14 protein-coding genes are annotated in these 12,887 nt (G+C 58.5%); 4 read left to right on the top strand and 10 right to left on the bottom strand.

The features are described 5' to 3' along the window. The first annotated feature begins 173 nt into the window (after window positions 1–173). Complete coding sequence (gene tyrS / locus Q0288_RS13275; RefSeq protein WP_299431190.1) at window positions 174–1,493, top strand: tyrosine--tRNA ligase; 1,320 nt, start codon at window positions 174–176, stop codon at window positions 1,491–1,493. Between the two features lie 100 nt (window positions 1,494–1,593). Here tyrS and Q0288_RS13270 read toward each other — a convergent pair whose 3' ends face one another. The 10 genes from Q0288_RS13270 to Q0288_RS13225 all read right to left on the bottom strand — a co-directional run bounded on the left by Q0288_RS13270 (window position 1,594) and on the right by Q0288_RS13225 (window position 10,132). Continuing rightward, the gene (locus Q0288_RS13270; RefSeq protein WP_299431188.1) at window positions 1,594–2,898 is read right to left on the bottom strand and encodes an alkaline phosphatase; all 1,305 of its coding nucleotides are present in this window, start codon (window positions 2,896–2,898) and stop codon (window positions 1,594–1,596) included. 175 nt (window positions 2,899–3,073) lie between these two features. After that, window positions 3,074–3,661 (bottom strand): ubiquinol-cytochrome c reductase iron-sulfur subunit, encoded by a 588-nt coding sequence (locus tag Q0288_RS13265; protein WP_299431186.1) that lies wholly within the window; start codon window positions 3,659–3,661, stop codon window positions 3,074–3,076. Next, entirely contained in the window at window positions 3,658–4,650 is a 993-nt protein-coding gene (locus Q0288_RS13260) for a c-type cytochrome (RefSeq protein ID WP_299431184.1), read from the bottom strand. The genes Q0288_RS13265 and Q0288_RS13260 overlap by 4 nt, the downstream gene beginning before the upstream one ends. Further along, entirely contained in the window at window positions 4,647–5,126 is a 480-nt protein-coding gene (locus Q0288_RS13255) for a cytochrome c-type biogenesis protein (protein WP_299431192.1), read from the bottom strand. Before Q0288_RS13255 ends, Q0288_RS13260 begins: the two co-directional genes overlap by 4 nt. Window positions 5,127–5,226: 100 nt before the next feature. After that, window positions 5,227–5,751: a TlpA disulfide reductase family protein gene (locus tag Q0288_RS13250; protein ID WP_299431182.1), complete on the bottom strand. Its 525-nt coding sequence runs from the start codon at window positions 5,749–5,751 to the stop codon at window positions 5,227–5,229. 33 nt (window positions 5,752–5,784) lie between these two features. Next, window positions 5,785–7,776 carry a cytochrome c-type biogenesis CcmF C-terminal domain-containing protein gene (locus tag Q0288_RS13245; RefSeq protein ID WP_299431180.1) on the bottom strand — a complete coding sequence of 664 codons (1,992 nt, stop codon included), beginning with the start codon at window positions 7,774–7,776 and terminating at the stop codon, window positions 5,785–5,787. A 136-nt stretch (window positions 7,777–7,912) separates the two neighbouring features. Further along, the gene (gene ccmE, locus Q0288_RS13240) at window positions 7,913–8,344 is read right to left on the bottom strand and encodes a cytochrome c maturation protein CcmE (protein WP_299431178.1); all 432 of its coding nucleotides are present in this window, start codon (window positions 8,342–8,344) and stop codon (window positions 7,913–7,915) included. Window positions 8,345–8,361: 17 nt separating this feature from the next. After that, entirely contained in the window at window positions 8,362–8,484 is a 123-nt protein-coding gene (locus tag Q0288_RS13235) for a hypothetical protein (protein WP_299431176.1), read from the bottom strand. 2 nt (window positions 8,485–8,486) lie between these two features. Beyond that, entirely contained in the window at window positions 8,487–9,179 is a 693-nt protein-coding gene (gene ccsA, locus Q0288_RS13230; protein WP_299431175.1) for a cytochrome c biogenesis protein CcsA, read from the bottom strand. A gap of 287 nt (window positions 9,180–9,466) precedes the next feature. Beyond that, window positions 9,467–10,132 (bottom strand): heme exporter protein CcmB, encoded by a 666-nt coding sequence (locus Q0288_RS13225; protein ID WP_299431174.1) that lies wholly within the window; start codon window positions 10,130–10,132, stop codon window positions 9,467–9,469. Between the two features lie 171 nt (window positions 10,133–10,303). Between Q0288_RS13225 and Q0288_RS13220 the strand changes: the two genes are divergently transcribed. From Q0288_RS13220 to Q0288_RS13210, 3 genes are all read left to right on the top strand, one after another. Further along, window positions 10,304–10,990 carry a Crp/Fnr family transcriptional regulator gene (locus Q0288_RS13220; protein WP_299431173.1) on the top strand — a complete coding sequence of 229 codons (687 nt, stop codon included), beginning with the start codon at window positions 10,304–10,306 and terminating at the stop codon, window positions 10,988–10,990. A 152-nt stretch (window positions 10,991–11,142) separates the two neighbouring features. Then, the gene (locus tag Q0288_RS13215) at window positions 11,143–11,754 is read left to right on the top strand and encodes a GNAT family N-acetyltransferase (RefSeq protein WP_299431172.1); all 612 of its coding nucleotides are present in this window, start codon (window positions 11,143–11,145) and stop codon (window positions 11,752–11,754) included. 1 nt (window position 11,755) lies between these two features. Next, window positions 11,756–12,887: M20 family metallopeptidase (locus Q0288_RS13210; RefSeq protein WP_299431171.1), on the top strand; the 1,132-nt coding region annotated here is incomplete at its 3' end.

Raw genomic sequence — 12,887 nt, 5'->3', positions numbered from 1 at the left:
AAAATCAACCAAAAGCTCTCTTAGCTTATGGTCTCACTTTAGGGGCGCACTACAGGGTCTTAGGCTAAAGGGCCGGTAGCGAGTGGCTTCAGGCCGCTGAGGGCCTTTTACTGCTCGCTTCCTGGGCTTGGATTGGTCTCGAAAACCATGTAGAAATCGGTATACTTGGGGGCATGACGGCGGAAGTTGCGCTCCAACAACTGCAAATCGGGGCGGTGGAGATCATCCCCCAGGAGGACTTGCTCAAAAAGCTGCAATCTGGAAAAAGACTGGTGGTCAAGCTGGGGCTCGATCCCACCCGGCCCGACATCCACCTCGGGCATGCGGTGGTACTTCGTAAAATGCGGCAATTCCAGGAGCAAGGTCACAAGGTGGTCATCATCATCGGCGACTTTACCGCCATGATCGGCGATCCCTCGGGTCGCTCCAAAACCCGCCCACCCCTGACGCTGGAAGAAACCCGCGCCAATTCCAAAAGCTATGTGGAGCAGGTGGGCAAAATCCTCATCACCCGAGACCCCCAGCGCTTCGAGCTACGCTACAACTCAGAGTGGCTGGAAAACCTGGGTTTCAAAGAGATCATCAAGCTGGCCTCGCAGCTCACCGTCGCCCAGATGCTCGAGCGCGAGGACTTTAAGAAGCGCTACAGTGAAGGTAGTCCAATCTCGCTGCACGAATTCCTCTACCCCTTCGCCCAGGGCTACGACTCGGTGCCCATCGCCTGCGACGTAGAGATGGGTGGCACCGACCAGAAGTTCAACCTGCTGGTGGGGCGTGAGGTGCAGCAAGCCTACGGTCTCGAGAAGCAGGCGGCCTTCATCATGCCGCTGCTGGTGGGCGGCGACGGGCAGAAAATGTCCAAGAGCCTCGACAACTATATCGGCATTACCGAAGAACCCAGCGAAATCTTCCGCAAGCTGATGAAAATTGAAGACCAGTACCTGCAAACCTATTTCGAGCTGTGCACCGACCTGACACCTGAAGAGATCAACGAAGTTAGGGCGAAGGGTGGCCCAGTCGGGGCGCACCGGGTACTGGCCTGGATCATCACCCTTGCTTATGCACACCCACTTATTCCGAATTCGCTGGATCTGAAGCTGTACGAGCGGGCCGGCTTAGACTGGAATAACGGAAACTATCACCATCCTAGAGGCCCACTGGCTGGCGAAAATGGCTTTTTCGTACTCGCATACGAGCAAACAGCCGCTGCTGAGATCCGCTACCGGGCAGTAGCCAAAGGGGGCATTCCCGACGAAATGCCTGAAGTCACGCTAGCCCCCAGCGAACTGCAAAATGGTAAAATCCCTATTGCCAGACTCTTTACTCTCGTCGGTCTGACCACTTCCAACGCCGAGGCCAGGCGCATGGTGGAGCAAAAGGGTTTACGCATTGACGGCGAGGTGCTCACCGACCCCAAAATGGAGGTTGCGCTCGATAAGCCGCTGGTGCTCCAGCGCGGCAAGGATAAATTTGTGCGGGCTGTATCCCGGTAGTCTGCAATCAATTGCTCGACCTCAATTTGCACAAAAAACCAGAAGCCCCCCTCCCAAGGGCTTTGCGCCGTTGGGAGAAGGGCTGGCATCGAGGCCATCTTTAGCGGACAATCACCCCGGCGGGAAGCAGCTCCCCGAACAAGGTGGCATACATCAAGCGGTAAATGTCGGTGTTGTCTATGATGCTGGGCATCAAGCCAGCGTTAACACCGTGTGCTCTGGCCAGGATGCCTCCCGAGCTGTCTGAGAACGTACCCCAGCCAATAGCAAACGGCCAGCGACGACCCCCCGCGTCCGGCGCGGACATAAAAGGTGCGGTCTCCCGGCCACCAACCCCATCAAGGGGGGCGCCGTTGCGGTCAGCAGCCGGAACGGGCCGATCCGGCGCCACCGCCAACAGTCCCATGCCGCCCGCTTCGCTATCGGCGGCGGTTAGTAGCATGGTTCTGGGGTTTCGGGTAATGAACTGCATTGCCACCCCGATAGCATCGTCGGAGCGCTTGAGTGCTTCCAAGCAGCCGTTGGCGTTGTTGGCGTTGCACAGGTTGTCGGTACCTTCTTCTTCAGCAACGATGAAAAAGCGCCGCCCAGGCTGAGCAGAGAAGATTTCCAGGGTCTTTTGGAGCTTTTGGGCAATGGTGGGTGCGGTAGCCAGATAGTTGGCCAGGTTGCGTTGACGAATGTCTTCCTCGCTAAGGGTCTGGAATACATCTTCGGGGGCAAAGATACCCAGTACACGGCGGGTATTGGCCGGCAGGGCAAGCAATTCTTCCCGGTTGTACACAATGGTGTATCCCAGGGCTCGAGCCCGTTCGATCAGGTTAAGGCCATCTTCACGCTGTCCTTCGACTCCGAAACGACCCCTGGTTCCCCGGGGCAGGTACCAGACCTCTCCACCGCCCATGATGACATCTACACCGGACTCGAGGATCTGACGGGTAATGCCTGCGTGGTCGGCCCGGTTTGCAGCGCGGGCCACAAATGCACCGGTGCCCGGCTCGCTAATCGTCCCCGAGTTGATCAGCGCCGTAGCCATGCCAGCCCTTACGGCCTCCTGCATAAGCAGCAGAGGCTGTCCGTTTCGGGAAACCACAGCGCTGGTGTTGTCTTCCAGAATCCCGAACGAAGCTGCATGAACCTTTACGCCGGTGGCATGGGTTACAGCCCCTGCGTTAGAGGTACCCACCAGCGAATTCTTCATGTGGCCCCGGTAAACCGCCATGTGTGACATTCTGTCCCAGTTGAGCAACCCGTCCGGCCCTGCAAACATAATGCGGGCCGCACCCCAGTTGTTCAGCCCGGCGCCATCGGGGTGGAAGAAGATCACGTTGCCGCGCTGGGGGGTCTGCTGGGCCAACCCCCACCCCAGCAGCGCAGCGGCTGCGATTGCAAGTAGTCTTTTCATGTTCTGCCTCCTTGGATTCGACTCGGAATTGTCCTCATGCGAGTCTCCAGGAGGCTAAGAAATGGCCATCATCGGGATGTCAGGAGAAAAGCAATAATTCCGCTCCAGACTACAAATTGGTGGCTATTCCTCGACCCAGTACAGAGTCAGTACAGATTGTGAGCAGTGGAATTTTTCAGCCCTGCTCGAGGGGGCGGAAGGGAGTCTCGTAGCCGGTGGAATAGAGGACGCCGTTTTCTTCCTCGAGGCGTAACCGTGGCAGAGGGTACCGAGGTGGCCCAAAAACTGCTTTCCCTGCTTGTAAGGGTTCAAAGGCTCCAAAATGGCAGGGGCAGCCCATGAATGGGTGGTCGGTGCGGTAGTTGTAGGCGATGGCGCCGAGTTCGGGGTTGTCCACGTAGTTGACCACACAGCCCTGGTGGGTGCAGATGCGCGACAAGGCCAGGAAGTGGGCATCCCCTACCGTCAACCCCCCCATCACAGGTTCCGAAAGACGAAAAACCACTGCTTTGAGGGGGCTACCGTTGTATACGTACTCAAAATATTTGAACTTCCACTGCGCGTTTAGTTCGTTCAGTACGGCAGCTTGTACCCTGGGGCCGTCGCGCCAGACCGGCTCGGTCACACGGGCTTTGGTAAGGTGGATAGCGAAGGTGCGCCAGGCCAGCCAGCCAAAAAAGCCTGCGGTGATGGCGCTGGGGATAATCCACAACAAATCCCGGCGGGTGACTTTGCGAACCTGTTGTAGCCTCGGCTCCCTCATAGACTACTCAGGTATTTAAGCAAAGCGTTCATCTCTTCCGGGGTGAGTTGCTGAGGGGGCATGGAACCACGGCCCTTTTCGACGATTTCCCGCACTGCCTCCGGCACCTGATTGATGGGGTTGCCCCGCAAGCGTGGGCCGGAGCCACCCTGGGCCTGGGCTCCGTGACAGGCCGCGCACTTGCCTAGATACACCTGCTGCCCCCTCGAGGTGGCCGTTTGCTGATCTCGGGCGGTCTGGATCAGGTTCTGCACCTGCTCCCTGGCGCTGCCCCCGGCTTTTAAATAGCCCTCCCAGGCCGTCACGGCTTGAGCGGGTTGTCCCAACTGAAAATAAGCGTTGCCCAGAAAGAGCCAGCCTTCCGCTACGGCTGGCTCGGCGCGCACGGCTAGCTCGAGGGCCTGCAACCCTTCCTCAGGCCGCCCGCTCATGAACAACAGGATTCCGATACGCCGTACGGCGTTGGCATTGTGTGGCTCCAGCTCGAGTACCTGCAAATAGCCCTGCACGGCCCGCTCAAAGTCTTGCAGATCGTAGGCTTTGTTGGCATAGGCTAGCCAGGAGGCGGTTGTACCCGTCTGCTCGGCTTGTCGCAGTAATCCAGCAAGCTCTTGCGCTTCGTTGCGCATAGAGATGATGGACTCGCCCGGTAGCCTGGGCACGGTATAGGTCCACAACCCCACCCCCAGGGCCACCAGACCCAGCGTAACCACGCCCAGGGTCACCGGACTAAGACGTCCTGGAGAAGGTTTTTCGTTGCTCAGTTCGGCTAGCTGGCGTTCGATTCGAACTGCCTGTACCAGTATCCGCTTGCGCTCCTCGCCTTCCGCCTCTTTGGCCTGGGCCTTGAGCAGATCCAGCTCGAGCCGAAGCTCCTCGGGGCCAGGGCTTTCGGGGAAGGGTTGGGCTTTAGAGCGGAACAGGGGCCGAAGCATATAGGCCAGGGCCAGGATCATCAGAATTGCGAAAACTATGTAGGTAACCATCATGGCTTGCGCTGCTCCGGGTTCAGATTGAGTTCAGACTCGAGCCGGGCGATTTCTTCGTCGGAGACACCCGCAACACCCGTACGGGCGCGGGCTCTGGCTGCAGCCTGGTAGCGCCACAAGCCAAACCCCACCAGGGCCATGCCTATCAGGGGCGAGAGCCAAACCAGAAGCGTATAGCCCCTGAACGGCGGCTCGTACAGAACCCAGTAGCCATAGCGGTCTACAAAAAACTGACGGATTTCAGCCTCGGTCTTGCCCTGGGCCAGCTGCTCAGCAATAATCCGACGCATCTCAACCGCGACCCCTGCGTTTGATTCGGCAGTAGACTCGCCCTGGCAAGCGGGGCAGCGCAGCTCACGGGCGATCTCATATACTCTCGGGGGAAAGTCGGGCGGAGGGGTATTGGGTCTTGGCTGGGCCAGGCCAGGGTTTGGAAAATAAGGAGAGATTAGCAGGAGCGAAAAAAGCGCCAGCATCAGCAGTCGCAAACCAGCCGTCATGGTTTTTGCCGTTGACGGCGGTTGATCAACACATCTCAAAATCCACTTTCTCACGTCTGCTTGCCCTCCCTGGTACTCACTCCAGCACCTTTCTCAAGTAGCCCTGCAACTGGGCCTCACTCAACTCCCCCGCATGGCGGGCTAGAATTGTTCCGTCGCGATCAATGACGTAGGTTTCTGGCACACCGTAGTAGCCATACTCAATGCCGATTCTGCCACGTTTATCAAACACACTTGGGAAGGTCAGACGGTATTGCTGGATGAACTTCAGGGCATTGGCTTCGGTATCCTGAACCACGACTCCCAGGAACAGAACCCGATCCTTGTATTTTTGGTGGTAGCGCTCGAGCAGCGGAGCCTCGGTATGGCAGGGAATGCACCAGCTGGCCCAGATATTGAGCAGCACAGGCTTGCCCAGGTCGGAGGAGAAACCCATTTCCGACCCATATTGGGCGCGATAGGGCTCAAGCAGTGGCAGACTGAAGGTGGGGGCTGGCCGGCCAACCAGCACCGACTGCAGCCGGTCGGGGTCGGAGCGCTGCATCCCCCACAAAAACAGACCTCCGGCCAGCAGTACCCAGATCGGCCAGAACCTAAGCATGAGAAACCTCTCGAGTAATTCTGGGTTTCAAAGTCAGTCTCCTACCGTGGGGGTCATCTGGTGTCTGGAGACCCTGGCCGCGCCAGGCCACAGGATATATATGGTGCCAAAGGCAATAATGAAGCCGGCTACCCAGAGCCACAAGACCAGCGGGGTCACGATAATCTTGAGTGTAGCCCACTGGCCTCTTTCTTGATCGAATTGCATCAATACAAAGTAGAAGTCGTTGTAGAGCGAGTATTTTACCACCGGGGTAGCCAGGGGCGCATCCATCTGCGGGTAGAAGTTAAGCCGGGTCTGGTAAACTCCATCCGAGCCCCATCCCTCGCGGCTGATGGAGCGTACCTCAATCGGAGCCAGGGCCGCAAAGCGGTTGGCCTCTTCCCTGGCCGTTACCGAAAGCAGGCGTATCTCCATTCCCTGGGTCTGCCAGGTCTCACCAATGTTGAGGGTTCTTTGCTCGGTGACCCGATAAGTCTGACTGAAGGCAATGGTCAGGGCTGCCAGCGCGATGCCAAAGTGTACGATATGCGAGCCAAAGCGCCGCCGGTGGCTCGAGGCCAGCTCCCAAAGGGCCTGGCCGGCAGGAATCCCCAGCGAACTCGAGCGTTCTCGAACTCCCTGAGATACCATCAACCAGATCGCAGCCAGGTTGTAGGCGAAGAGTCCCATAGTCAGCGAGACCCCAATGGTAAGCCCCAGTACCTGTCCAAACAAGGTTCCAATCCCCAGAGCGACCAGCATTATGGTGATGTTGCGCTTAACCTGAGCACCGGTGTTACGCCAGGGCAAGATAGGCCCAATACCCATCAGGAGCAGCATTAAAATTCCCAGAGGAATCGAGACCTGGTTGAAGAAGGGGGCGCCTATGGAAACCTCGGCACCGCTAAAGGCCTCCACCACCAGCGGCCAGATCGTGCCCAACACCACCACAAAAGCAAAGGTGCCAAACAACAGAGCCCCGCCCAGCAAAGCACCCTCGCGGCTCTTCCATTTCACTTCACCGGCATCCTTGATTTCAGAACTTACTCGAGACAGCATGCCCAGCCCAAGTGCCAGTACGCTCAACAAAAACACCAGAAACCAGGCTCCCACTGGGCCACTGGCAAAAGCGTGCACCGACATGATGACCCCAGAGCGGGTCAGGAAGGTACCAAAGACCGTTGCTGCGAAGGCCAGCGTGATAAAACCAAAGTTCCAACTCTTAAACAACCCGTTGCGCTCTTGGACCTGGCCAGTGTGGAGGAAGGCCGTGGCAAACAGCCAGGGAATTAGCGAGGCATTTTCGACCGGATCCCAGGCCCAGTAGCCCCCCCAGCCCAGAATTTCGTAGCTCCACCACTTGCCGGTGTAGATCCCGGCGGTCAGAAACCCCCAGGCTACCAGGGTCCACCAGCGGGTCTCAAAGATCCAGCCCTGGTACTGCTTGGAGACCATAGCAGCCATGGCGTAGGCAAAGGGTACACTCAGTCCAACGAAGCCCAGGTACATAAAGACCGGATGCACAGCCATCATCCAGTGGTTTTGCAGCAGCGGGTTTGTACCCTGTCCATCGGGTGGGGGGTTGGGTACCACGCCAAATGGGTTGGCCACGAATACAATCAGGGCAAAGAAGAAGACCTGGATTGCAAACAAGGTTCCCAATGCGACCGGGGCCCGCCAGGTGTCAAGACTCTTGCCCACCCGCAAACTGACCAGCCAGGTATACGCAGTCTGAATCAGTGCCCAAAGTAAGATCGAGCCTTCAAGCGCTGCCCAGGGTGTGACCAGCTTGACCCACAGCGGGTTTTCAATGGAACTGCTCTGGGCTACGTAGGAAACGCTGAAGTCGTTGATCAGTATGGCCCAGGTAAGTGACCCATAACTCACCAGCCCAGCCAGCAGAGCCAGAGTTGAGATACGTTTAGCCGAGTCCACATACCGCCGATCCTTCAGAAAATGGGCCAGCAAGATAACCACCAGCCCAATCACCGAAAAAATCAGGGCGGCAACGAGCGCAATTCCGCCGAGTAGCCCTGGGGTCATGAGCAGCTCCCGTCTGGGTAACTCGGGGAGGAGGGGGGCCGTAATCCAGGACGGAGGCCCTCAGATGGAGCCCCACTGCTGCTGTAAACATCACGGCTGGTTGTTTGTAGAGAGGGTGCTTTCCAGGCCCGATGCATTAATTTGCCTCCTCAATCAGTTTACGTACCTGTTCAGGGGTCCATCCATCTTTGGGGGCTGTGTAGGTCTCGGAGTGCTTGACCAGCAGGTTCTGACTAACAAAGGTATCGCCCTGGAACCGCCCCTCCACCACCACACCCCGGTTCTCGCCGAACATGGCCGGAGGGGTGGATCCGCTCGATTTCACGGGAACGTGCTTCACCCCATCCGAGACCACGAAACGCAGCTCGAGGGTCTTGGGGCTAAAATCTAGCGACCCCTCCTTGACCAGACCGCCCAGGCGCACCTGGCGGTTCTGGTACCGGTCTGCTTGCTGGAAGTATTCACTAGGGGTGATGAAGTAAACCAGATTTTGCCCCAGCCCCCCCAAAACCAGGTAGAGCAGGGCTCCGGCAACCAATGCTAGTGCTATGACGTACTTCGGTTTCATATGCGCCTCTCTTCAGGTCACTTGTCTTTTTGAAAACGCCAGACCAGGTAGCCCAGATAGCCAAACACCGAAAGGTAGATCAGGGTGTAGGTCCAGACAATAAAGGGATTGGCTGGATTCCAGAGTGGATTTTCAGGCATGGTCACACCTCTTCTCTAGCCGCCTGGCGGGCCGCTATAATGCTTCTCAGGCGTACAAGACCCACAAAAAGCAGCGTGAAGGCTGCCAGGTTCACCAGCATCGGGATCAGGATGGCAGTGTCCACCATGATTCTTCCGGTGGAGAGGTCTATGGACTGGGTCTGGTGAATACTGCGCCACCAGCGCACCGACATATAGCTGATAGGTACATTTATCGAGCCCAGAATCGCGATTCCAGCGGCGGCCTTGGCCCGTAGCTCGGGGTCTTCGATGGCTCCACGCACGACCACATAGCCCACATAGATGGCAAACAGAATTGCGCTGGTAGTCAGACGCGGCTCCCACTCCCAGTAGACCCCCCAGGTGGGCCGGGCCCAGAGCATTCCGGTAACCAGGGTCAGGCCCATAAAGATCAACCCCACTTCCACCGTGGCTGCTGCAACCCGGTCATGACGGGATTTACGCCGAACCAGATAAGCAATTGAGTATCCCAGTGCGGTAAAGCTCGCCAGATAGGCTATCCACGCCACCGGGACATGGACATGAAAAATCCGGGCTACAAATCCCTGCCCGACATCTGGAGGCGCGGTCATGGCCATGAAAAAGCCCACCGCCGCACCCAACCCACCCAGGCCCAGGATGCTCATAGTTAAGCCATCAAGCCGGCTGGTTTGCTCAGAGCGTGCAAGTTGCATAGGAGTCCTCCTTGGTGCTCTTCATTAAGCTATTGTGTTTTGAAACCGGATGAGACGAAGTAAGACACATTACACCCCACTGTGGTCGCAGCATAAACCCGAGAATCGGGCTCTTACTCACAAAAACACCTTCCCTTTCTGCTGGCAGGAGCAGGAGCAAAGCTGGAAGCCCATACCGTCTCAAAAGCCCGACCAGCGACCGATCAAACACGATTGAACCGCATCCTCGAGTGCGGTATTGCTCGCACACGACAGTCAGGACTGAAGTGTTGACTACTGCATTCATATCAGCCCTCGAGCATGGCAGGAAAGAGGATCGCACATACCGTTACATAGACGATGTTGAAGACCAGCAGGAGGCGCAGCCAGTCCGATAACTCGCTGATGGGGATGCCTTCCGCCAGGCCCTGAGTAAGCCGCACCGCAGCAAGCACCACCGGAATAACCAGGGGGAAGAGCAAGAGGGGCAGCAGAATTTCGCGTCCGCGTAAGCGGGCCAGCATCCCGGCATAAAAGGTGGAAATGGCAGCATAACCCAGCGAACCCAACAGCAGGGTTATTACGTACCAATTCCAGTGCTGCATTGGAAGGTAGAAAAGTCCCGCTGTCAGAACCAGCAACGCCAGCCCAACCATCACCAGCAAAGCGAACTGGAACAGCAGTTTGCCAAAATAGATCCATTCGCGGCTACCGGCGGTGAGGAGCAGGTCGTCCAGGGTGCCATCCTCGATCTCGAGGCCAAAGGCCCGCCCAGCCAGCAGGCTACCTGCAAAGGCCAGCGCTACCCAGAGCACCCCCGGTGCAGCGCTCTGCAAATCCTGCTGGTTGGGGCCAAATGCCATCGCCAGGATAAACAGCATTACGGCCAGGAAAAATACCACCGATAGGATGCCCGTTCGCCCCCGAAACTCCAACACCAGATCCCGCCAAGCGAGCCAGAGAACACGCCGCACAGGGGTAAGGGTATCGGTTTGTGGACATTACGTAAAGGGACAGGAGGGTAAGCCTGACCCGTGAGCACCGAGGGATGTACCGGGTCGGCGGCTCCCCAAATCCTTGAGCGACCCGGGTTTGCCGCTTCGGGACAAAAACCACGCGGATCTTCCGTAAACTTAACCAGATATATGGAGATTATGCAGATTAGCCCGGTGGAGTTGTTAACTCGATGCTTGTTGTTTAAAGGGGTCTCGCGTAGCGAAATAGAGCCTCTGGCTTTACAGTGCGCCTGGCTCGAGCTCAGGAAATACCAACCGCTCTTCTTCCAGGGGGATCCGGTAGACCAGGTATACCTGGTGCAAGCAGGCCTGGTCAAAGTCTACCGCCTCGATCCCAGAGGCAAACGGCAGATCGTGCTCCACCAGAGTTTCCCTGGTCAATGCGTAGCAGCACTGGCCGTTTTTTTGCAGAAGCCTACTTACCCCTGCTCGGCAGAAGCCGCAGAGGCTAGCCGGGTGCTGGTTATTCCGGCTGAGGCCCTGGGCCAACTGGCGCAAAAGAACGTAGCGTTCGCCAATAACATGCTCGAGACCGCCTCCCAGCACACCCGTCAAATCGTGCAGGTGCTGGATCGGATGGTGTTCTGCGATGTGGACTCGAGGCTGGCCGAATACCTGCTTTCGATGACCAAGACTTATGGCCAAGGCTTCAAGCTGCCCACCAACCAGGAGATTGCCGCAGTGGTAGGTACTACCCCCGAGCCTGTGAGCCGCAAACTGGGACACTTTTCCCAGCAGGGATGGATCGCGGTCAGAAACCGAAAACTTAGCATACTGAACAAAGCTGCTCTGTTGCGCCTGAGGTTCTCTTACTAGGGTGGGATCAAGCCGGTACTGGGGTACCACCCGTTGGCAACCAGGCTCCGGGGTTCATTTCGCTGCGCAAAGCCACCGATTGAAAGGACTGCACAGGTACCAGACCGATCCGCGGAACTCCAGGGCCGGTACAGAATGCGGAAGGAATGTGTGTGGAAGCGATTGGTTCGCTTAAACCCGAGGCCCTCGAGCGGGCCACCATCACCCTCGAGCGAGCCTTTGCCAGCGACCCCCTGGTCACATGGATTTTTCCCGATTCCCCGAGGCGCCTGCAGGCTCTTCGCTCGCTTTACCGGGTTCAGCTTCGCTACGGCCTGCGCTATGGCCGGGTGACCCAGGCCAACGACGCGAAAGCGGTTGCGATCTGGCTCCCTCCAGGCCGGGAGATTTCGCACTGGGGCATGATCCGCTGCGGGATCCTGGACTTGCTGTTCCGCACCGGCCTGGGGCCATTGGCCCGGCTGGGGGCTGCCCAGGCCGTTCTTGCCAGGCTCCACCAGAAGCACATGCCCGAGCCGCACTGGTACTTGCTGGTCGTGGGTGTAGACCCCGAACTCGCTGGCCGGGGCCTGGGCTCGGCGCTGGTGAAGGAGGGGCTGGTCTTAGCAGACCAGGACAGCCGTCCCTGCTACCTCGAGACCAGCCTCGAGCGGAACCTATCTCTGTACCAGCGACTTGGTTTTACGGTTCTGGACACCGCATCGCTGGGGAAAGGCGGGCCTGCGGCCTGGGCCATGCGCCGTGAGCCGCAGCCGTCGCGTTAGTATGGAGACTGTGAAACCCCTCGAGCACCTCCAACCCCAGCTGCCCGCCATCCTGCAAGACCTCGAGGCGATCGTGACGCTCGAGGCCCCCTCCTACGACCTTGCCGGGCTCGACCAGGTAGCCCGGTGGATTGGTCAACGCTTCAGTACATTTGGCTCTGTGGCACGTGAAGAGACCCCGAATGGGCCGATGGTTCGGGTTTTAGTACAGGGTTCGGGCCAGAAGGTTCTGGTGCTGTGCCACTTCGATACCGTGCATCCCGTAGGCGCCTTTGCAGTGCCCTGGAAGATCGAAGGCGACCGGGCTTATGGCCCCGGCGTCTACGACATGAAGGGCAACATCGTGCAACTGCTGTGGGCTCTGCGCACCAACCAGACCCTGGGGCTGGGGTGGCCGCAGCTCGAGCTGCTCTTTACCCCCGACGAAGAAGTCGGTTCGCTGTACAGCCGTCAGGCCATCGAAAGCGGGGCCTTGCGCGCCGAACGGGTGCTGGTTCTGGAAGCCCCGATGGGGAACGGCGACCTCAAAGTGGCCCGCAAAGGGGTGGGCCAGTACAAGCTCACCGCCCACGGCAGGCCAGCCCACCAGGGGGTGGAGCCTGAAAAAGGCATCAATGCCATTGTCGAGCTGGCCTACCAGATTCCCAACCTTGTGGCCCTGCAAGACTGGAACAGGGGTACCACCCTCGGCCCCAACGTCATCAAAGGCGGCACCACCAGCAATGTAGTGGCGGCCTCGGCCACGGTGGATATAGATCTCCGGGTCTGGACCATGGCCGAAGCCGAGCGGATTGAGCGCGAAATCAAGGCTTTGCAGCCCGTGTTGCCGGACGCCACCCTCTCGGTGGAAGGCGGCCTGAACCGTCCCCCCATGGAGCCCACCCCGGCCTCTACACAACTCTTCGAGATGGCCCGGCGCATTGGTGCAGAAGTGGGGCTACAACTGGGCCCTGGGCGGGTGGGCGGCGGCTCGGATGGCAACTTTACCGCAGCCCTGGGCGTTCCTACCCTGGACGGGCTGGGCTTGTTTGGCGAAGCCGCCCACCAGCTCAGCGAGAACGTATATATCCCGCAAATTCCGGCCCGCATCGCCCTGCTCTCCGGCACCACGCTGCGCCGCTTCGAGAACCAGT

It is taken from the genome of uncultured Meiothermus sp. (assembly GCF_937863175.1).
GTDB lineage: Bacteria > Deinococcota > Deinococci > Deinococcales > Thermaceae > Meiothermus.
Note: the sequence above shows the minus strand (reverse complement) of the source record. Positions and strands in the feature narration are given on the sequence as shown.